The 21,072-nt window shown below is 70.0% G+C and carries 17 protein-coding genes and 1 pseudogene; 13 read left to right on the top strand and 5 right to left on the bottom strand.

Annotated features, from left to right (window positions below):
• The first annotated feature begins 2 nt into the window (after positions 1-2).
• Complete coding sequence (locus tag OG219_RS04145) at positions 3-2,282, top strand: tetratricopeptide repeat protein (protein WP_266822950.1); 2,280 nt, start codon at positions 3-5, stop codon at positions 2,280-2,282.
• Between the two features lie 226 nt (positions 2,283-2,508).
• Positions 2,509-4,080, top strand: coding sequence for an NAD(P)/FAD-dependent oxidoreductase (locus OG219_RS04140; protein WP_266822949.1), 1,572 nt, complete (start codon positions 2,509-2,511; stop codon positions 4,078-4,080).
• Here the strand turns inward: OG219_RS04140 and OG219_RS04135 are convergent.
• Both OG219_RS04135 and OG219_RS04130 read right to left on the bottom strand, forming a co-directional pair.
• The gene (locus OG219_RS04135) at positions 4,077-4,664 is read right to left on the bottom strand and encodes a dihydrofolate reductase family protein (RefSeq protein ID WP_266822948.1); all 588 of its coding nucleotides are present in this window, start codon (positions 4,662-4,664) and stop codon (positions 4,077-4,079) included. The genes OG219_RS04140 and OG219_RS04135 overlap by 4 nt on opposite strands.
• 85 nt (positions 4,665-4,749) lie before the next feature.
• Positions 4,750-6,540, bottom strand: a complete 1,791-nt coding sequence (locus OG219_RS04130) for a serine hydrolase (RefSeq protein WP_266822947.1) — start codon at positions 6,538-6,540, stop codon at positions 4,750-4,752.
• Positions 6,541-6,711: 171 nt separating this feature from the next.
• On the opposite strand from OG219_RS04130, the gene OG219_RS04125 reads away from it, so the two are divergent.
• Together OG219_RS04125 and OG219_RS04120 are read left to right on the top strand one after the other, a co-directional pair.
• Positions 6,712-7,824: a nitronate monooxygenase family protein gene (locus OG219_RS04125; RefSeq protein ID WP_266822946.1), complete on the top strand. Its 1,113-nt coding sequence runs from the start codon at positions 6,712-6,714 to the stop codon at positions 7,822-7,824.
• Positions 7,821-9,395, top strand: coding sequence for an acyl-CoA synthetase (locus OG219_RS04120; protein WP_266822945.1), 1,575 nt, complete (start codon positions 7,821-7,823; stop codon positions 9,393-9,395). The genes OG219_RS04125 and OG219_RS04120 overlap by 4 nt, the downstream gene beginning before the upstream one ends.
• A gap of 91 nt (positions 9,396-9,486) precedes the next feature.
• Here OG219_RS04120 and OG219_RS04115 read toward each other — a convergent pair whose 3' ends face one another.
• A complete protein-coding gene (locus tag OG219_RS04115) occupies positions 9,487-10,626 on the bottom strand; it encodes a winged helix DNA-binding domain-containing protein (RefSeq protein WP_266822944.1) in 1,140 nt (379 codons plus the stop codon).
• Positions 10,627-10,669: 43 nt separating this feature from the next.
• Here OG219_RS04115 and OG219_RS04110 point away from each other — a divergent pair.
• From OG219_RS04110 to OG219_RS04100, 3 genes and pseudogenes are all read left to right on the top strand, one after another.
• Positions 10,670-10,747 (top strand): annotated as a pseudogene (locus OG219_RS04110) (VOC family protein); the annotation flags it as partial.
• Positions 10,748-10,914: 167 nt separating this feature from the next.
• The gene (gene cyaB, locus OG219_RS04105; protein WP_266822943.1) at positions 10,915-11,475 is read left to right on the top strand and encodes a class IV adenylate cyclase; all 561 of its coding nucleotides are present in this window, start codon (positions 10,915-10,917) and stop codon (positions 11,473-11,475) included.
• Between the two features lie 182 nt (positions 11,476-11,657).
• Complete coding sequence (locus OG219_RS04100; protein WP_266822942.1) at positions 11,658-13,151, top strand: acyl-CoA synthetase; 1,494 nt, start codon at positions 11,658-11,660, stop codon at positions 13,149-13,151.
• 58 nt (positions 13,152-13,209) lie between these two features.
• Here the strand turns inward: OG219_RS04100 and OG219_RS04095 are convergent, their stop codons facing one another.
• Complete coding sequence (locus OG219_RS04095) at positions 13,210-14,832, bottom strand: acyl-CoA synthetase (RefSeq protein ID WP_266822941.1); 1,623 nt, start codon at positions 14,830-14,832, stop codon at positions 13,210-13,212.
• Positions 14,833-15,095: 263 nt separating this feature from the next.
• Between OG219_RS04095 and OG219_RS04090 the strand changes: the two genes are divergently transcribed.
• The 6 genes from OG219_RS04090 (at position 15,096) to OG219_RS04065 (ending at position 20,443) form a co-directional block, all read left to right on the top strand.
• On the top strand, positions 15,096-15,896 hold the full coding sequence (locus tag OG219_RS04090) for a crotonase/enoyl-CoA hydratase family protein (protein WP_266822939.1): 801 nt from the start codon (positions 15,096-15,098) through the stop codon (positions 15,894-15,896).
• 21 nt (positions 15,897-15,917) lie between these two features.
• Entirely contained in the window at positions 15,918-16,865 is a 948-nt protein-coding gene (locus OG219_RS04085; protein ID WP_266822937.1) for a Zn-ribbon domain-containing OB-fold protein, read from the top strand.
• Positions 16,862-17,911 (top strand): thiolase domain-containing protein, encoded by a 1,050-nt coding sequence (locus OG219_RS04080; RefSeq protein WP_266822935.1) that lies wholly within the window; start codon positions 16,862-16,864, stop codon positions 17,909-17,911. Before OG219_RS04085 ends, OG219_RS04080 begins: the two co-directional genes overlap by 4 nt.
• Positions 17,908-19,074: a thiolase domain-containing protein gene (locus OG219_RS04075; protein WP_266822933.1), complete on the top strand. Its 1,167-nt coding sequence runs from the start codon at positions 17,908-17,910 to the stop codon at positions 19,072-19,074. Before OG219_RS04080 ends, OG219_RS04075 begins: the two co-directional genes overlap by 4 nt.
• 83 nt (positions 19,075-19,157) lie before the next feature.
• A complete protein-coding gene (locus OG219_RS04070) occupies positions 19,158-19,400 on the top strand; it encodes a DUF397 domain-containing protein (protein ID WP_266470230.1) in 243 nt (80 codons plus the stop codon).
• 347 nt (positions 19,401-19,747) lie between these two features.
• Positions 19,748-20,443, top strand: coding sequence for an alpha/beta fold hydrolase (locus tag OG219_RS04065; RefSeq protein ID WP_266822932.1), 696 nt, complete (start codon positions 19,748-19,750; stop codon positions 20,441-20,443).
• A 15-nt stretch (positions 20,444-20,458) separates the two neighbouring features.
• Here the strand turns inward: OG219_RS04065 and OG219_RS04060 are convergent, their stop codons facing one another.
• Positions 20,459-21,049, bottom strand: coding sequence for a helix-turn-helix domain-containing protein (locus OG219_RS04060; protein WP_266822930.1), 591 nt, complete (start codon positions 21,047-21,049; stop codon positions 20,459-20,461).
• Positions 21,050-21,072: the final 23 nt, after the last annotated feature.

Below are 21,072 nucleotides of genomic sequence, written 5' to 3'. Positions count from 1 at the left end.
AGATGGCGGAGACCAGGCTGATCCAGAGCCGGTATCGGCTGCTCGATCTCATCGGGCGGGGCGGTATGGGCGAGGTGTGGCGTGCGCGGGACGAGTCGCTGGGCCGGCATGTGGCGGTCAAGTGCCTCAAGCCCCTCGGTCCGCACCACGATCAGTCCTTCACCCGAGTGCTGCGGGAGCGGTTCCGGCGCGAGGCCCGGGTGGCCGCCGCACTTCAGCATCGCGGGGTGACCGTCGTCCATGACTTCGGTGAGTCCGACGGCGTGCTGTATCTGGTGATGGAGCTGCTGGAGGGGCGGAACCTCAGCCAGCTCCTGGAGGACAACAAGCAGCACCCGCTGCCGGTCGCCGACGTCGTCGATGTCGCCGACCAGGTGGCCGCGGCCCTCGCGTACACCCATCAACAGGGCATCGTGCACCGCGACTTGAAGCCCGCGAACATCATGCGGCTCTCCGACGGCACGGTGAAGATCTGCGACTTCGGCATCGCGCGCCTCGCCCACGACATCGGGTTCACCTCGCGGCTGACCGGCACCGGCATCGCGATGGGCACCCCGCACTACATGTCGCCGGAGCAGATCGGCGGTACCCATGTCGACCAGCGCAGCGACCTGTACTCGTTCGGGTGCGTGCTCTACGAGATCGCCACCGGGGCGCCGCCGTTCGACCTCGACGACGCGTGGGCGGTGCTCGTCGGTCACCGGGACACGCCTCCCGAACCGCCGCGCCGGCACCGGGCCGAGCTTCCCGAGTACTTCGAGAAGATCATCCTGGATCTGCTCGCCAAGGAGCCCGAGGAGCGCCCGCAGGACGCCCGCGAACTCGGCCGCCGCATCAGCGCGGGCCGCACGACCCCGATGTACGTGCCGACCGTGGTCACTCCCGCCATCCGGCAACCGGGGGCGGAGCAACGGCCCTTGGCACCCTCGGCCCAGGCGCGCCCCGAGCAGCCGCCCTCGCGCGAAACCCGGCTGCCCTCCTGGACCCGCGGCATGACCACCGGCCACAAGGCGACCGGCGCCGGTCTGCGCGTCACACCGCCGGACGCCTCCGCGGGCCTCACCGGCGAGTGGATCGCGCGTCCGTCCACGGCCGTGGCACGTGAGCCCGAGCGCGCCGAACGTCCCACCCCCTCACCGGAGTTGATCACCACTCTGGCGGGGCGGCACAACGCAGGCCTGAGTCTCGGGCGGCTCGGCCGGTGGACGGAGGCGGGCGAGGTGCACCGCGCGGTCGCCGCCGAGCGGGGACACGCCCTCGGCCCCGACCACCCCGACACGCTCGCCTCCCGCTACGAGGTGGGGTTCACGCTCAGTCGCACCGGACGCCCGGCCGAGGCGCTGCGCGAGTACGCGCATGTCGCCCAGGCCAGGGAGCGGGTGCTCGGTCCCGATCACCCCGACACGCTCGCCGCACGGCAGGAAATGGCCTATGTCCTCGGACAGTTGGGCCGCCACTTCGAGGCGCACCAGGCCTATACGTCCGTGCTCGCCGCCCGCGAGCGCGCCATGGGCCCCGACCATCCCGACACCCTGCGCTGCCGCCACAACCTCGCCTTCAACCTGAGCCGGCTCGGGCGCCTGGAGGACTCGTACCGCATGGCGAGCGAGGTGGCGTCCGCCCGTGCGCGGGTGCTCGGCGCGATGCACCCCGACACACTCGTCACCCGGTACGAAGTCGCTTACGCGCTCGGCCAGTTGGGGCGCTGGCCCGAGGCGCTGCACACCTACCAGGAGGTGGCCGAGGCCCGCGCGCAGGCGTTGGGTCCCGACCACCCGGACACGCTGGCCGCCCGCTATGAGGTCGGCATCAGCCTCGGGCGGCTCGGCCGCAGCGCGCAGGCGCTGGAGCTGTACCGCGACCTGATCGACGACCGCACTCGCGTGCACGGTCCCGCGCACCCCGAGACCCTGCGGGCCCGGCACGGGCTCGGGGTCAACCTCGGCCGCATGGGGCGCTGGGAGGAGGCCCTCGCGGAGTCCCGTGACGTGTGCGCCATCCGGGAACGGGTGCTCGGGGCCGATCATCCGGACACTCTCGTCAGCCGTCGCGAGGTTGCCGTCGGGCTTGGGTGGCTCGGCCGGTGGGCCGATGCGCTCACCGAGTACCGCGGGGTGGCTTCCGCCCGTGAGCGGGTTCTCGGGGCCGATCATCCCGATGCGCTCGCCAGTCGTAACGACGAGGCGCACTGTCTGGAGCAGCTGGGGCGGGGGCAGGAGGCCGTGGAGCTTTATCGGAGGGTGGCTGCGTTGCGGCAGCAGCGGGCGTCCGGGGGGCAATGAGGGTGGTTGGGGTCGTGGGGTTTCGCCCCCGCCGCCCCTATCCGTCCCATTTCTCTGGGGCTGCGCCCCAGGCCCCCTGGGTCGTTTGTTTGCTGCGGGCTGTGGGGGCTTGTCGCGCAGTTCCCCGCGCCCCTGCGGGGGCGCGACCCAGCCCAGCCCCGTACGGGTGCCCGCCGCTTGCCGCGTACCTCTGGCCGCCGTAGATCATCGCGTGTTACCAAGAAGCATGCCTGCACTCGAGGGATACGACGCCGTGATCGTCGGCGGGGGACACAACGGGCTCGTCGCCGCTGCCTATCTGGCCCGGGCCGGGCGGTCGGTGCTGGTGCTGGAGCGGCTGGGGACGACCGGTGGGGCCGCCGTGTCCACGCGGCCGTTCGCCGGGGTCGACGCGCGGCTGTCGCGCTACTCGTACCTGGTCAGCCTGCTGCCGCGGAAGATCGTGCGGGATCTCGGGCTGGACTTCCGGGTACGTGGGCGCACCGTCTCCTCGTACACGCCCGTCGAGCGCGACGGCAAGGCGACCGGACTGCTTGTCGGCGGCGGTGAGCGGCGCACCCGTGAGGCGTTCGCGCGGCTGACCGGATCGGACGGCGAGTACGCGGCGTGGCAGCGGTTCTACGGGATGACGGGCCGCGTCGCCCAGCGGGTGTTCCCGACGCTCACTGAGCCGCTGCCCACGCGGGACGAGCTGCGTCGGCGGGTCGACGACGAGGAGGCGTGGCGGGTGCTCTTCGAGGAGCCGATGGGCGCCGCCGTGGAGGAGTACTTCGCCGACGACCTCGTACGCGGTGTGGTCCTCACCGACGCCCTCATCGGGACCTTCGCGGATGCCCACGACCCCTCGCTGCGGCAGAACCGCTGCTTCCTCTACCACGTGATCGGCGGCGGCACCGGTGCCTGGGACGTGCCGGTCGGCGGCATGGGCGCCCTGACGGACGCGATCGCCGTGGCGGCGCGCAACGCGGGCGTCGTGATCGCGACCGGCCACGAGGCCCTGCGGATCGAGACGGACGGGCGGGCCGCCGAGGTCACCTACCGGAGCGCGGACGGCGAGGGCGTCGTCGCGACCCGGCACGTCCTGGTGAACGCCTCGCCGCAGGAGCTCGCGCGTCTCACCGGCGATGAGCCGCCCGCTCCGGCCGAGGGCGCCCAGCTCAAGGTGAACATGCTCCTGAAGCGTCTGCCGAGGCTGCGCGACACCTCCGTGGATCCGCGCGAGGCGTTCTCCGGGACCTTCCACATCGCCGAGGGATACCAGCAGTTGGCCACCGCCCACGCACAGGCCGAGGCCGGTGAGCTGCCCACCGCGCCGCCCTCCGAGATCTACTGCCACTCGCTCACCGACCCGAGCATCCTCGGCCGGGACCTGGTCGAGCAGGGCTACCAGACCCTCACGCTCTTCGGACTGCACACGCCGGCCAGGCTCTTCGCACGTGACAACGACGCCGTACGTGACGAGCTGCTGAAGTCGACCATTGCGCAGCTGGACGCCCACCTCGCCGAACCCCTCGTCGGCTGCCTGGCCACCGACGCCGACGGCCGCCCCTGCATCGAGGCGAAGACCCCGCTCGACCTGGAACGCGACCTGCGGCTGCCCGGCGGCAACATCTTCCACCGCGACCTCGCCTTCCCGTACGCGCAGGAGGACACCGGGCGCTGGGGCGTGGAGACGCGGCACGCGAACGTCCTGCTGTGCGGGGCGGGCGCGGTGCGTGGCGGAGGGGTGAGCGGGGTGCCCGGGCACAACGCGGCGATGGCTGTGCTGGAGGAGCCGGGCCTTGGCGGCACGCGCTAGGCGGTCGCCTCCTCCGGCTGTCCCGTGCGCTCGAACGTGAGGATGGTGACCCCGTCGCCGACGACCCTGGAGTCCGTCAGACGTAGACGCTTCTTGTCCGACGTCGCCCCGAAGAGGCGCTTCCCGGTCCCGAGGACGACCGGGAAGACCATCAGGCGGAGCTCGTCGACGAGGTCCTTCTCGATGAGGGTCTGCACCAGTCGGGCGCTGCCGTGGACCACGATGTTCCCGGGCTGCGTCTCCTTGAGATTCGCCACGTCCTCGACGACGTCGCCGCTGAGCACCGTGGAGTTGTTCCACTCGGCCTTGTCGAGGGTCGAGGAGACGACGTACTTGGGCATGCTGTTGAACTTGTCGGCGAACTCGCCCTCGCGAGAGGGCCAGGCGGCGGCGAACCCTTCGTAGGTGACCCGGCCGAGCAGCAGCGCGTCCGAGTCCTGCGTCTCGTCGAGCTTGAACTGGTTGCCTTCGTCCCCACGGTCGATCTCGAAGCTCCAGCCGTCGTACTTGAAGCCCTCGCCTCCGCCGGGCGCCTCGAGGACGCCGTCGAGCGAGACGAATTCGGTGACGATGATCCTTCCCATGCTGTCGCTCCCTTTCCTGTTCCCGGTGGATGCGGGCCTTCATGGCGGATGTGGTCCGTGACGCACACATCTCACCTTCGAGCCTTCAGTCCCGGGACGCCACCCAGCCCACCGCAACAATGCGCGCGGCGTCCGCCGGACGTGCCTCGTCGAAGAGGACCTGGTGGCCGGAGTCGACCCGGAGTGCGTCGACGTAGGCGCCACGGCCGACGTACAGCTGGTCGGTCGCGTACCGCCAGCGCGTGGTGAGCTGCCGCGCCTGGGGCAGGTCCGCGGTGAGCCGGTGCCAGACCCGTCCCGACCAGCCGGTGACCGACCCGGTGGGGTGCTCCTGCGGTTCCTCGCCGTGCGGGGCCGTCGTGAAGGGAACCGGCTGCCAGGTCGTGCCGCCGTCGGCCGAGGACTCCAGGGAGAGGCGGTCCGCCTGGGGTTCGGTGTCCCACCACAGTGCGCAGCGCAGGCGCGCGGGACCGGTGGCCGTGTCGAGCGCGGGCAGCGTCAGTGTGGCCGTCGTCGTGCCCGTCATCCCGGAGAACCAGGACGTGCGGCCGCGCGCGGGGCGGACCGGTACGGCGCGGGCCAGGTTGTTCGCCGCGGCGACCCGGGGAGCGGAGCCGGATCGCCAACTGCGGGCGGGATGGACGGAGTTGCCGAGGACGATCAGGAAGGAGTCGGTCGTCGGGTCGAGGACGAGCGAGGTGCCGGTGAAGCCGGTGTGGCCCGCGGTGCGAGGGGTGGCCATCGCGCCCATGTACCAGTGCTGGTACAGCTCGAAGCCGAGGCCGTGCTCGTCGCCCGGGAAGGCCGTGTTGAAGTCGGTGAACATCAGGTCCACCGTCTCCGGCTCCAGGATGCGCGCCCTGCCGTACGCGCCGCCGTTGAGCAGCGTGCGGCCGAGGATCGCGAGGTCCCAGGCACAGGAGAAGACGCCCGCGTGGCCGGCCACCCCGCCGAGGGAGTACGCGTTCTCGTCGTGCACCTCACCCCACACAAGGCCCCGGTTCAGCCCCGACCAGGGCAGCCGCGCGTCCTCGGTGGCGGCGATCTTCGGCTTCCAGGAGGCGGGCGGGTTGTAGCGGGTGCGGTGCATGCCGAGCGGGGCGGTGATCTCCTCGCGGAGGAGAGTGTCGAGCGTGCGGCCCGTGATCTTCTCCAGAACGAGCTGGAGCGAGATCAGATTCAGGTCCGAGTAGAGGTACTTGGTGCCCGGCGGGTTGAGCGGGGCCTCGTTCCAGATGAGTTGGAGTTTTCCCTGGTGGGTCGGCGCGTTGTAGAGCGGGATCCAGGCGCGGAAGCCCGAGGTGTGGGTGAGGAGTTGGCGGATCGTGATGCCCTGCTTGCCGCCGCCCGCGAACTCGGGGAGGTACGAGGCGACCGTCGTCTCCAGAGCCAGCGCGCCGCGCTCGATCTGCTGGACCGCGAGGATCGACGTGAACAGCTTCGAGACGGAGGCCAGGTCGTAGACGGTGTCCTCGGCCGCCGCGATCTGCTGGTCGGCGGGGAACTCGACTCCGGTGTCGGTCTTCTCGTCGTACGCCGCGTAGCGCACCGCCATGCCGATCGGCTGATGCAGGGCCACTGTGCCGCCGCGCCCGGCGAGGAGGACGGCGCCCGCGTACCAGGGGTGTTTGGGGGAGGGGCCGAGGAACGCCTCGGCGTCGGCGACCAGTTGGCGCAGATGGCCCGAGAGCAGTCCGGCGCGCTCGGCCGATCCGTGCCGCAGTGTGGGCAGTCCGGCACCACTTCTCTCGGAGGCAGTGGCGGGCCCAGCGGGGAAGGGGGCGATGGCCAGCGCGCCGCCCAAGGCCGCCACCCGTCTGCCCAGTTGACGACGGGTCAGCCCGCTGTGTGCTCCACCCGTTGCTTCATCGGTCATCGAGAAGTCTCCCGCCGCGCCGCCTGAAAGTATCTTTCCTGGTTCGCCTTGCGGGGTGAAACTTTCCTGTCAGGGGAAGAGTGTGTCAACCGTGGCGGGCGGTTCCGGTAAATCTGACGGAGCATCAGAAAAGGTCTTCCCTCGTCCGGAGGACTGCGGCATCCTGCGGCCATGCAGACGGAGCTGAGCAAGAGACTGGGAGTCGAGCACGCCATCTTCGGCTTCACGCCGTTTCCCGCCGTCGCCGCGGCCATCAGCCGCGCGGGCGGCTTCGGTGTGCTCGGCGCGGTCCGCTACACCGCCCCCGACGACCTCAAACGCGACCTCGACTGGATCGAGGCCAATGTCGACGGCATGCCCTACGGCCTGGACGTCGTCATGCCGGCCAAGAAGGTGGAGGGTGTGACGGAAGCCGACGTCGAGGCGATGATCCCCGAGGGGCATCGGCAGTACGTCACGGACACCCTGGCCAAGTACGGCGTACCCGAACTCGCCGAGGGCGAGGTGTCCGGGTGGCGTATCACGGGGTGGATGGAGCAGGTCGCCCGCAACCAGCTCGACGTCGCCTTCGAGTACCCGATCAAGCTGCTCGCCAACGCGCTCGGCTCCCCGCCCGTCGATGTCGTGGAGCGCGCCCACGAGCGGGGGGTGCTCGTCGCCGCCCTCGCGGGCAGTGCCCGGCACGCCCGCAAGCACGCCGAGGGCGGCATCGACATCGTCGTCGCGCAGGGCTACGAGGCGGGCGGCCACACCGGGGAGATCGCCTCGATGGTGCTGACGCCGGAAGTCGTGGACGCCGTCGACCCGTTGCCCGTACTCGCGGCGGGCGGCATCGGCAGCGGGCAGCAGGTGGCCGCCGCGCTCAGCCTCGGCGCCCAAGGTGTGTGGCTCGGCTCCGTGTGGCTGACCGTGACAGAGGCGGACATGCACTCGCGCGGCGTCACGCGCAAGCTGCTCGCCGCAGGGTCCGGCGACACGGTCCGTTCCCGCGCGCTGACCGGCAAGCCGGCACGTCAGCTGCGCACCGAGTGGACCGACGCCTGGGACGACCCGAACGGGCCCGGCACGCTTCCCATGCCGTTGCAGGGACTGCTCGTGGCCGAGGCGCTCTCCCGGATCCAGAAGTACGAGGTGGAGCCGCTGCTCGGCACACCCGTCGGGCAGATCGTCGGCCGGATGAACAGCGAACGCAGCGTCCAGGCCGTTTTCGACGATCTGACCCGGGGGTTCGAGCACGCCGTCGACCGGATCAACCGCATCGCGGGAAGGGGCGAGCAGTCGTGAGCAAGGATGCGAGTGCGGCGGGGGCCACGCCGCCGAACGGTTTCTGGGCCCAGGCCGCAGCGGACCCCGGGCGTACGGTCCTGATCACCCCGGACGGAGACGAGTGGACCGCCGGCCGGCTGCACGCCTCGGCCAACCAGCTGGTCCACGGCCTGCGCGCCGCAGGCCTGGCACGCGGCGACGCCTTCGCGGTCGTCCTGCCCAACAGCGTCGAGTTCTTCGTCGCCTACCTCGCCGCCTCCCAGGCGGGCTTCTATCTCGTTCCCGTCAACCACCACCTCGTCGGCCCCGAGATCGCCTGGATCGTCTCCGACTCGGGCGCCAAGGTGCTCATCGCGCACGAGCGGTTCGCGGACGCCGCCCGCCACGCCGCCGACGAGGCCAAGCTCCCCGCCACGCACCGATACGCGGTCGGCCCGCTCGCGGGCTTCCGGCCGTACGCCGAACTCCTGGACGGACAGCCCGAGTCGGCACCCGAGGACCGCACGCTCGGCTGGGTCATGAACTACACCTCGGGCACCACGGGCCGCCCCCGCGGCATCCGGCGCCCGCTGCCCGGCAAACTCCCCGAGGAGACGTACCTCGGCGGCTTCCTCGGAATCTTCGGCATCAAGCCGTACGACGACAATGTGCACCTCGTCTGCTCGCCGCTCTACCACACCGCAGTGCTCCAGTTCGCGGGCGCGTCCCTGCACATCGGCCACCGGCTGGTGCTGATGGACAAGTGGACGCCCGAAGAGATGCTCCGTGTCATCGACACCCATGCCTGCACGCACACCCATATGGTCCCGACCCAGTTCCACCGACTGCTCGCGTTGCCGGACCACATAAGGCAGGCGTACGACGTGTCGTCGATGCGGCATGCCATCCACGGCGCCGCGCCCTGTCCCGACCACGTGAAGCGGGCCATGATCGAGTGGTGGGGCGAGTGCGTCGAGGAGTACTACGCGGCCAGCGAGGGCGGCGGGGCCTTCGCGACCGCCGAGGACTGGCTGAAGAAGCCCGGCACGGTCGGCAAGGCCTGGCCGATCAGCGAACTTGCCGTCTTCGACGACGACGGAAACCGGCTGCCGCCCGGTGAACTCGGCACCGTCTACATGAAGATGAGCACCGGCGGATTCTCGTACCACAAGGACGAGAGCAAGACGAAGAAGAACCGCATCGGCGACTTCTTCACCGTCGGCGACCTCGGCCTCCTCGACGAGGACGGCTACCTCTTCCTCCGCGACCGCAAAATCGACATGATCATCTCGGGCGGGGTCAACATCTACCCGGCCGAGATCGAGGCCGCGCTGCTCACCCACCCCGCCGTCGCCGACGCGGCCGCCTTCGGCATCCCGCACGACGACTGGGGCGAGCAGGTCAAGGCGGTGGTCGAGCCCGCGCCCGGACATGAGCCCGGCGCCGCCCTCGCCGCGGACATCCTCGACCACTGCGAACAGCAACTCGCGGGATACAAGCGCCCCAAGAGCGTCGACTTCATCGAGACGATGCCGCGCGATCCGAACGGGAAGCTCTACAAGCGGCGGCTGCGGGATCCGTACTGGGAGGGGCGTACCCGAGTGGTGTGACGCCGGCCGTGCTGGTTGTCTGCCGCGGGACGCAACGCCGTCGCACGGTCCACCAGCAGCTGGTCCGCCCGCCTGATCGGAGAGAAACCCTCTAGGCCGGAAGCAGTCGTGCCCGAGTGTCGGGAAGCCTGGCCCACCAGTGGTCGTAGCGGCTGTAGACCCGGGGGTCGCGGTCGGCCAGCACCGTCGTCAGGTACCGCGCCTCCTCGGCGAGTGCCTCCCACGCCTCGGGCGGAAGGTCGTGGAAGGCCGTGGCCTCGATGCCGCCGTCGACCGGGCGCCATACGCCGGCGACGTAGCCGTCGACCAGCAGGGTGGGCAACACGTCGCCGTTGTTGCGGATCACCAGGCGGCGATAGGCGGGCGGGATCATACGGCTGCGGTCGGCGTAGGCCAGCAGGGTGCTGTCCCACATGGCCATGAGCCGAGGTGGGGCCGGAGTGTCCGAGGGCGGGCGCGGGGCGCCGGGGATGTCGAACAGGTCGGTGCCGTCGGGTCCTTCGAACTGATCGAGGGAGCCGCCGAGTGCGCGTAGCGCCTCGCGGATCGGCGCGCGCTGCACCATGGCGAACTGGGCCACGTCCGCCACCGAGGCCGGACCGAACCCCTCCAGATAGCGCAGGACGAGCGTCTGCAGCGCCTGCGGTGCCGCCTCCCGCCCCGTGGGCACGGGACCTGTGCGCGCCGCGACGTACGACGACCGGGTGTTGAACGACCACGGCCCGCCGGTCGGCACATGAAGCAGCGGTGCGTACGCCCGCAGTCCCCACCATGCCCCTGCCTTCTTCTCCGCGCCGAGCCGCTCTTCGACCCATACCTGCATCTCGGCGGCCGTCCGCGGGGCGTCGGCGAACGCCAGCAGCTCCGGCACCAGCTCCTCGCCGTCCGCGGGAGTGAGCCCCGCGTCAGCGAAGCGGTAGCCCAGACGCGAGCCGTACAGCGTCGGCTGCATCGCCTCGCGGAACACCTGGTAGTCGTCGGCATGGACCGCGTGCAGCGTGATCCGCATCAGGGTCGCCTTGACGACCGCGCGGCCCGTGAAGGCGTCGTCCAGATCGGCCAGGGAAAGGCCGGCGAGCCGATTCCACAACGCGAGGTACGGCGAAGCGGGGTGCTGCGCCTGCAGCGCGACAACGCGACGCACCGCGTCGACGACGTTCAGCGGCTCCCGCTCCAGCAGGAGTTGGCGGCTCAGCGTGGCCCGGTTGAGCTCGCGAGCGGTGATCTTCATGCCGAGGATTGTGCCGGGGACCGACGGACGGCCGCCAGGACTGGGAGCGTCCCTGGCGCCGGTTCAACCGCAGGACAACGTGCGGGTGCTCTTCGACCCGGTCGGGCATCCCTTCTGCCTGTGCCGTGACGACGGTCAGGGCCTGCTGCGACTGGCGCGTCCGCGCGAGCGCGACGTACAAGGTGATGGAGATACCGTGCGGGTGCCTGCCCCCTGGGGCTTCCGCAGGATGGTCGAGGCGATCATCGACGGTGTGTGGCGCACGGTCCGAGGAGAGGGGAACGGCCTGTGATCGAGGTGGAGTTGAAAGCTCGGGTTCGTTCACCCGAGGCGGTCATGGGGCAGCTGGACGAGCGCGCCGAGGCTCGCATCGAGGTGTACCAGGACACCTATTATGATCTGCCCGACGGCTCGCTGGAGAGGCAGGACCAGGAGTTGCGCGTGCGGACCGTCCGCAGCCCGAACGGCCTGCGGACGCTGCTGACGTTCAAGGACGCGACGGTCGACGAGGCCTCCGGCTCGAAGCCCGAGCGCGAAACCCGTGTAGACGATTCCCAGGCGGCGCACGCCATCCTGCAGGGGCTCGGCTATGTTCCGGCGATCGCCTTCTCGAAGCGGTGCCGCAACTACGACTTCGAGGCCCGCGGCCGACGGATGCTCGCCACGCTGGTCCGGGTTCCCGAGATCGACGGGATGTTCCTGGAGGTGGAAACCCTGGTTGCCGAGGACGACGTCACGGCCGCCCTTGACGACGTGCGTGCGGTCCTCGCCGAACTCGGTATCGGTCCTCAGGATCTGACGCGGGAGACGTACACGGGGGCGGTGGCGGCACAGCGCCGAGGACGATGAGTCCGGCAGCGCACCGCTTGCCCTCGCCATGAACCGCTACTCCTGATGCGTCGGGGCGACCGGAGCGGTCGGCTCCGGCGGAGTGGTCAGAGCCGTCGGGTCACCGGAGCCTTGGGGTGGGTGCTCCCGATCTACGTGCGTCGCTTGACCTCCTTCGTACGGCGGACCCAGGATCACGTGTCATGAAGCCTGAACACGGCAGCACGGTTGACGGAGTCCTGCGGCGCAGCGCCCGGCGTGTCCCGGCTCGCGTCGCGGTCGACTACCGAGAGCGCTCCTGGACCTACGCGGAACTCGACGAGGCCGTCTCCCGTGCGGCGGGCGTCCTGCTGGAGCAGGGACTCGATCCGGGCGACCGCGTCGGAGCCTACGGCCACAACTCGGACGCGTACCTCATCGGCTTCCTGGCCTGCGCACGCGCGGGACTGGTACACGTGCCCGTCAATCAGAACCTGACCGGCGAGGACCTCGCGTACATCGTCGGTCAGTCCGGCAGCTCACTGGTCCTGGCAGACCCGGACCTTGCCCATCAACTCCCCGACGGCGTACGCACATTGCCACTGCGTGACGCGGACGACTCACTGCTCGCACGGCTGGACACGGCACCCGCCCACGACGGCGCCGAGCCACGCAGCGAGACCCTCGTGCAGTTGCTCTACACGTCGGGCACCACTGCCCTGCCCAAGGGCGCGATGATGACGCACCGCGCCCTCGTGCACGAGTACCTGAGCGCGATCACCGCCCTCGACCTGAGCGCGGGGGACCGGCCCGTGCACTCGCTGCCGCTCTACCATTCGGCGCAGATGCACGTGTTCCTGCTGCCGTATCTCGCGGTCGGCGCGACGAACATCATCCTCGACGCGCCCGACGCCGATCAGATCTTCGACCTGATCGAGGCCGGCCGCGCGGACAGCCTGTTCGCGCCGCCCACCGTGTGGATCGGCCTGTCGAACCGTCCCGACTTCGCTTCACGCGACCTGAGCGGACTGCGCAAGGCGTACTACGGGGCCTCGATCATGCCGGTGCCCGTCCTGGAACGGCTGCGCGAACGGCTGCCGAAGCTGGCCTTCTACAACTGCTTCGGCCAGAGCGAGATCGGCCCCCTGGCCACCGTCCTCGCGCCCGACGAGCACAAGGGGCGGATGGACTCCTGCGGACGCCCTGTCCTGTTCGTCGACGCGCGGGTGGTCGACGAGAACGGCAAGGAGGTGCCAGACGGGACACAGGGCGAAGTCATCTACCGCTCACCGCAGTTGTGCGAGGGGTACTGGGAGAAGCCGGAGGAGACGGCCGAGGCCTTCCGCGACGGCTGGTTCCACTCCGGGGACCTCGTCGTGCGGGACGCCCACGGCTACTTCACCGTCGTCGACCGGGTGAAGGACGTCATCAACTCCGGTGGCGTACTGGTCGCTTCACGCCAGGTAGAGGACGCGCTGTACACGCACGAGGGAGTCGCCGAGGTTGCGGTGATCGGCCTTCCCGACGAGCGCTGGATCGAGGCGGTCACGGCGGTCGTGGTCCCCCGCGGCGAGGTCGGCGAGGCGGAACTCCTCGCGCACGCACGGGAGAAGCTCGCCCACTTCAAGGCGCCCAAGCGAGTGCTGTTCGTGGACGAGCTGCCGCGCAACGCGAGCGGGAAGATCCTCAAACGGGAGTTGCGGGAGCGGTTCGCCTGAGATGCGGGCTCTTGCCGTTTTTCGCCTGAGATAGGGGCTCTGTGCCACAAATGGAGACTCAGCGAGCCGCCTCCGCCGCAACCGACCGTGCCCACCGATAGTCCGCCTTCCCGCTCGGTGACCGCTGGATGGTCTCCGTGATGACGAGCTGGCGCGGGATCTTGTAGCCCGCGAGGTGGGTGCGGCAGTGGGTCTGGATGTCGTCCAGGGACGGGTGGTCCGCGCCGCGGCGGAGTTGGACCACTGCTGCCACGTGGTTGCCCCACGTCTCGTCCGGTACACCGGCGACGAGGGCGTCGTAGACGTCCGGGTGGGACTTGAGGGCCTGTTCGACCTCTTCCGGGTAGACCTTCTCGCCGCCGGTGTTGATGCACTGGGAGCCGCGGCCGAGGACGGTGACGATGCCCTCCTCGTCGACGGTGGCCATGTCGCCGAGGAGTACCCAGCGCTCGTCGCCCTTCTGGAAGAAGGTCTCGGCGGTCTTCTTCGGGTCGTTGTAGTAGCCGAGGGGCACGTGGCCGCGCTGTGCCACCCGCCCCGGCTCGCCGACCGCGACCGGCTCGTAGGTGGCCGGATCCACCACCTGCGTACGCGAGTTGACGCGGATCCGGAAACCCCGCTCCGGCCCCGAGTCGGCCGTCGCCGTGCCGTTGAAGCCGGATTCCGACGAGCCGAAGTTGTTGAGCAGCATCACGTTCGGAACGAGCGCCTGGAACTGCTCGCGCACCGTCTCCGACATGATCGCGCCGGACGAGGACACGCTGAACATGGAGGAGCAGTCGGTTCCCTTCAAGGGGCCGTTCAGCGCGTCGATCAGTGGCCGCAGCATCGCGTCGCCGACCAGGGACACGCTGGTGACCTTCTCCTTCTCGATCGTCCGCAGTACTTCCTCCGGTGCGAACTTGCGGTGGATCACGATGCGTTGGCCGAAGTTGAAGCCGATGAAGGCGGTGAGTGTCGAGGTGCCGTGCATCAGCGGGGGAGTGGGGAAGAAGGTGATGCCCTCGCCTCCGGCCGCGACGCGCTCGGCCAGCTCCTCAGGACTCTTGACCGGCTCGCCCGTCGGGGCTCCACCGCCCAACCCGGAGAAGAAGAGATCCTCCTGACGCCACATCACACCCTTGGGCATCCCGGTCGTACCGCCGGTGTAGATGATGAACTGGTCGTCCGCCGAGCGTGCCGGGAAGCCCCGCTCCGGGGATCCAGCGGCCTCCGCGTCGGCGAAGTCCACGAGGGGCGGCGATGAAGCGGTGGACGCGGGTGCCGCCCCCACACGTATGAGATGCCGCAGGGTCGAGGCTCGCGGCAGCGCCGCCGCCACCCGCTCGGTGAACTCCGCGTCGAAGACCAGGGCCACCAGATCCGCGTCCCGGTAGAGGTAGACCAACTCCTCTTCCACGTAGCGGTAGTTGACGTTGACCGGGACGACCCGCGCCTTCAGGCAGCCCAGCACGGTCTGCAGGTACTCGACGCCGTTGTAGAGGTGCAGCCCGAGGTGCTCGCCGGGGCGGATGCCGCTGTCGATCAGATGGTGCGCGATGCGGTTCGCGGCCGCGTCCAACTGCGCGTACGTCAGCCGGCGTTCCGCGCCCGTGCCGGGGTGGTCGATGTACACGAGTGCCTCGCGGTCGGGGACCACGTCGACGACCGACTCGAACAGGTCGGCAAGGTTGTACTCCACCGCTCCTCCTGACCCCGGACGACTTTTGGCGGCCCATCGGCTCGGCGCCATCGGCTCGACGGTCATCAGAGCAAAGCCGGACCCAACTGTGAAGGGTCCGCGCAGAAGAAATCTGACTACCTGTCAGAAAACTCTTGTACTGGCTCCGCGCCTCCTGCAACCTGTTCTCGCATCCGAGACGGTCGGAGACGACGAGAGACGACCGGAGACGACCGGAGTCGACGGAATCGGTCCGGGACGGTCCCAGACGGGGAGGAAGCCAAATGGGTGGTACGGAACACCTCACCGTGCAGCGCGAAGGCGCCACACTGGTGCTCACGCTCAACAGGCCGGAGGCCAAGAACGCGCTCTCGCTGCCGATGCTGGTCGGCCTCTACGACGGCTGGACCGAGGCCGACGAGGACGACGCGATCCGCTCGATCGTGCTCACCGGCGCGGGAGGCGCCTTCTGCGCCGGAATGGACCTCAAGGCGCTGGCCGGCCAGGGAATGGAGGGCCAGGAGTACCGGGACCGGATGAAGGCGGACCCGGATCTGCACTGGAAGGCGATGCTCCGTCACCACCGTCCCCGCAAGCCGGTGATCGCCGCCGTCGAAGGACACTGCGTCGCGGGCGGCACCGAGATCCTCCAGGGCACCGACATCCGTGTCGCCGGCCGGTCGGCGACCTTCGGGCTGTTCGAGGTGCGGCGCGGCCTGTTCCCGATCGGCGGCTCGACGGTCCGCCTCCAGCGTCAGATCCCGCGCACCCACGCCCTCGAAATGCTGCTCACCGGCCGCCCGTACACGGCGCGGGAAGCCGCCGACATCGGCCTGATCGGGCATGTCGTCCCCGACGGAACCGCCCTGGACAAGGCCCTCGCGATCGCCGAGCAGATCAACGCCTGCGGCCCGCTGGCCGTCGAGGCCGTCAAGGCGTCCGTGTACGAGACCGCCGAGATGACCGAGACCGACGGACTTGCCTCCGAACTGGCCCGCGGCTGGCCGGTCTTCGACACCGCCGACGCCAAGGAAGGGTCCCGGGCCTTCGCCGAGAAGCGCCCGCCCGTCTACCGGCGCGCCTGACCTCCGAAGGAGACATCCGGGATGCCCGAAGTCCTCAAAGCCCCCCTCGTCGTCGAGTTCCCCTTCACCCGCTCGCTCGGCCCCGTCCAGAGCGCGTTCCTCACCGGTCTGCGCGAGCGCGTCGTGCTCGGTGTGCGGACCGGCGACGGCCGGACCCTCGTCCCGCCCGTCGAGTACGACCCCGTCACCGCCGAGGAGATACGCGACCTGGTCGAAGTCGCCCCCACCGGCACCGTCACCACCTGGGCCTGGAACCACGAACCCCGCCGCGGCCAGCCCCTGGACACCCCCTTCGCCTGGGTCCTGGTCCAGCTCGACGGCGCCGACACCGGCCTGCTGCACGCCCTCGACGCCCCCGGCCCCGACGCCGTCCACACCGGCATGCGCGTCCGCATCCGCTGGGCCGGCGAACGCTCCGGCGCCATCACCGACATCGCGTGCTTCGAGCCGTACGACGGCGATCCGCCGGAGCCCACCGGGCAGGGGCACGACGGCCGCTTCGAGGACATGGTGACGGGCATCGTCGCCCCCGCCCGCCTCGACTACGTCTACTCGCCGGGCCGCGCCCAGTCGGCCTACATCAGTGCCCTCTCCGAGCAGCGGACCGTCGGCGAGCGCTGCCCGTCCTGCCGCAAGGTGTACGTCCCGCCAAGGGGTGCGTGCCCCACATGTGGGGTCGCCACATCAGAGCAGGTGGAAGTAGGTCCGGGCGGCACGGTCACGACGTACTGCATCGTCAACATCAAGGCGAAGAACCTCGACATCGAAGTGCCGTACGTCTACGCGCACATCGCCCTCGACGGCGCCGACCTCGCGCTGCACGGCCGTATCGGCGGCATCCCCTACGACCAGGTGCGGATGGGCCTGCGCGTCGAGCCGGTGTGGACGGCGGGCGGCCGCTACCCCGACCACTACCGGCCGACCGGCGAGCCGGACGCGGACTACGAGATGTACAAGGAGCTGCTGTGACGCGTGAGATTGCCGTGGTCGCCTTCGCGCAGACCGACCACCGGCGCACCAGTGACGAGCACTCCGAGGTGGAGATGCTCATCCCGGTCCTGCACGACGTCCTCGACCAGACGGGGCTGAAGACGAGCGACATCGGCTTCACCTGCTCCGGCTCCACGGACTACCTCGCGGGGCGCGCCTTCTCCTTCACCATGGCGCTCGACGGGGTGGGCGCCTGGCCGCCGATCTCCGAGTCGCACGTGGAGATGGACGGCGCATGGGCGCTGTACGAGGCGTGGACGAAGCTGCTGACCGGCGACGCCGACACCGCGCTCGTGTACGGGTACGGCAAGTCGTCGCCCGGCTCCGTACGGGACGTCCTGACCCGGCAGCTCGACCCGTACTACGTGGCGCCGCTCTGGCCGGACTCCGTCGCGCTCGCGGCGCTGCAGGCGCAGGCGCTCATCGACGCCGGCGAGACCGACGAACCCGCGCTCGCCGGTGTGGCCTCCCGTAGCCGCGCGTCGGCGTCCGCCAACTCCCATGCCCAGCTGAGGGGTTCGGTCGACCAGGGCGATTACGTCGTACGTCCCTTGCGCACCGGCGACTGCCCGCCCGTCGGCGACGGAGCCGCCGCCGTGATCCTCGCGGCGGGGGAGCGGGCCCGCGAACTGTGCGAGCGGCCCGCCTGGATCCGGGGCATCGACCACCGCATCGAGGCGCACAGCCTGGGCGTCCGCGACCTGACCGACTCGCCCTCCACGCGCCTCGCCGCCGAGCGGGCCGGCGCCTTCGAACGGCCCGTGGACACCGCCGAGTTGTACACCCCGTTCACTTCCCAGGAGGTCGTCCTGCGCAAGGCGCTGCGCCTGGGGGACGAGGTGAGCGTCAACCCCTCCGGAGGGGCGCTCGCCGCCAACCCGGTGATGGCGACGGGGCTCATCCGCATCGGTGAGGCCGCCGCCCGTATCCATCGCGGTGAGTCCGACCGGGCGCTGGCCCATGCCACTTCGGGCCCGTGCCTCCAGCAGAACCTGGTCGCCGTACTCGAAGGGGATGCCCGATGAGCAAGGAGCCCGTGGCCGTCGTAGGCATCGGCCAGACCAAGCACGTGGCCGCCCGACGGGACGTGTCGATGGCGGGACTGGTCCGCGAGGCCGCCCAACGGGCACTGGCCGACGCGGAGTTGACGTGGGCAGACATCGACGCGGTCGTCATCGGCAAGGCGCCCGACTTCTTCGAGGGCGTCATGATGCCGGAGCTCTATCTCGCCGACGCGCTGGGTGCCGTCGGCAAACCGATGCTCCGGGTGCACACGGCGGGCTCGGTCGGCGGATCGACGGCACTCGTCGCCACCAACCTGATCGCGGGACGCGTCCACGGCACCGTCCTGACCCTCGCCTACGAGAAGCAGTCCGAGTCGAACGCCATGTGGGGCCTGTCGCTGCCGATCCCCTTCACGCAGCCGCTTCTCGCCGGGGCGGGCGGCTTCTTCGCGCCGCACGTACGGGCGTACATGCGGCGCACGGGCGCGCCCGACACGGTCGGCTCGCTGGTCGCGTACAAGGACCGCCGCAACGCGCTCAAGAACCCGTACGCGCATCTCCACGAGCACGACATCACGCTGGAGAAGGTCCAGGCCTCGCCGATGCTGTGGGACCCGATCCGGTACTCGGAGACCTGCCCGTCCTCGGACGGGGCGTGCGCGATGGTCCTCACCGACCGGGCGGGGGCGGCCCGTTCGCCGCGGCCGCCCGCCTGGCTGCACGGCGGCGCGATGCGCAGCGAGCCAACGCTCTTCGCGGGCAAGGACTTCGTCTCGCCGCAGGCGGGCAAGGACTGCGCGGCCGACGTGTACCGGCAGGCCGGGATCGCGGACCCGCGCCGTGACATCGACGCCGTCGAGATGTACGTACCGTTCTCCTGGTACGAGCCGATGTGGCTGGAGAACCTCGGTTTCGCCGAGGAGGGAGAGGGCTGGAAGCTCACCGAGGCCGGGGTGACGGAGCTTGACGGGGACCTGCCCGTCAACATGTCGGGCGGGGTGCTCTCCACCAATCCGATCGGCGCCTCCGGCATGATCCGGTTCGCCGAGGCGGCACTTCAGGTACGCGGCCAGGCCGGAGATCACCAGGTCGACGGGGCTCGCCGGGTGCTGGGGCACGCCTATGGCGGCGGATCCCAGTTCTTCTCGATGTGGCTGGTCGGGGCCGCGCCGCCCGCCTCCTGAAACCGTCCCCCTCACGTGGCCTGTCCGCCGCCCGAACCGATCGCTAGGCTGACCGCGGACGACGAACCGGGAGGAGCACGGACGTGGCCGAAAGCACCATTGAGCAGCACCCGCTCGCGGGCTGGGACAAGCCGGAGCTGGACCTCAGTGCAGCAGAGTGGCATTCCAGCAGCCGAGGACGGGGAGACGTCCAGATCGCCTTTGTCGAGGGCTTCATCGCGATGCGCAACAGTGGCCGGCCCGAGAGCCCTTCCTTGATCTTCACCCCGGCGGAATGGGGCGCGTTCGTGTCGGGGGCGCGGGAGGGCGAGTTCGACCTGACCTGACCTGACCTGTGCTGCTTCGGAGGTGATCCTCCCTTCTTTCTTGAGGTCAGGAGGGGAGGATGACCGCTGTACGCGTCGGCGGGAGTACCCCGACGCCGGCCGATCCCTCTCGAGGGGTCGGCCCGATGCCGCTGAGGTACATCACCGGCGGCGTTGTCGCGCTTCTCTTCGGGTGTCGTCTGGTGTGCGGCGCGCATGGTTCGGCTGCGTGACGGGCGTGCGACTGCGGGGTGGTGTTTGCCTACTGGGCAAATTAAATCGCCCTGTGGGTTGACCGTATGTGCTGCTCCCCTGATCCTGGGAGCAGCCGTCCGCAGGGACCCGCGACTCGCAGGAGGAAGAGCGAAATGGCGACATTCGTACTTATTCACGGTTCCTGGGGTGGAGGGTGGGTCTGGGACCGCATGCGGCCCGTTCTGGAAGAGGCCGGCCACCGTGTGCTGACTCCCACGCTCACCGGGTTCGCCGAGAAACACGATCTTTCCCGGCCGGAGGTGGGGCTCTCCGTCAATGTCCAGGAGGTGGCCGACCTGCTCGCCGTCGAGGGGGTCGACGACGCGATCCTCGTGGGCCACAGCTACGGCGGCATGGTCATCACCGGGGTGGCGGCCCTCGCCCCGGATCGCATCAGCCGGATCGTGTACGTGGACGCCTTCGCTCCCACCACCGGCGAGTCGGCCTTCACGGTGCTTCCTTGGCTGGAGGACGCGTTCGCGGCCCCCGAGGGAGGCCCGGACTGGGAGGTCGCCCCACTGGATCCGCGCGCGCTCGGTGCCGACGAGGACGGCGCCACATGGCTGGAGGACCGCCTGACCCCCATGCCCCGCCTCACCCACGCCGAACCGCTGGGACCCGGCAGCGAGGAAGTCCTTGACGGCAAGCAGGTGACCTACATCCACTGCGCGGCCCAGGAGTTCTTCAACGACACCGCTGCCGCCGTGACCAAACGCGGGTTCCGGCTGGTCACCCTCACCGAGGTCACTCACGTCGAGGTGCTGGTGCAACCCCAGGTCCTGGCCCGCGAACTGCTCGCGCTGCTCTGACCGGTCGGCGAAGGGTCAGCGCCTGGATTTCGGTGACGGAACAGGGTGATGCATCGGCATCGTCGCGGCGGTCGACGCGACCAGCACGGTGGCGGGCTCCTCGCCCTTGTTGGTCAGGCGGTGCACCTTCGACGAGTCGAAGTGAAGGGAATCGCCGGAGCTCAGGGTGATGTCCTTGCCGTCCAGGCGGAAGAGGACGCCGCCCGACAGGACGTGCAGCCACTCTTCGCCCGCGTGCTTGGCGTCCTTGGTCGACTTTCCGGGTTCCACCTCGACACGGATGACCGCGATCGTCGACCCCGGGCCGCTCAGGACGGTGTAGTGCCCGTCCTGTCCGGGGTGCTCGACCGCATCGTCGGCTCGTACGAGGTGGTAGTCCTCCAGCTCCTGCTCCTGGATCAGCTCACTCACCGAGATCCCGTACACCCGGGCGATCTGGAGGAGGCTGCCGATGGACGGCTGCCGGTGCCCCTTCTCCAGGCGGGAGAGGTGCGTGACGGAGATGCCGGTCTGCTCGGACAAGGTCACCAGCGTGATGCCGCGTTCACTGCGCAGGTCTTTGAGCCGATGACCTACCCAAGCGTCCAGCTCGTTCTCGTCCGCCATGGTTGTAACATACACGCCACATA

It is taken from the genome of Streptomyces sp. NBC_00038 (genome assembly GCF_026343635.1).
Classification (GTDB): domain Bacteria; phylum Actinomycetota; class Actinomycetes; order Streptomycetales; family Streptomycetaceae; genus Streptomyces.
Note: the sequence above shows the minus strand (reverse complement) of the source record. Positions and strands in the feature narration are given on the sequence as shown.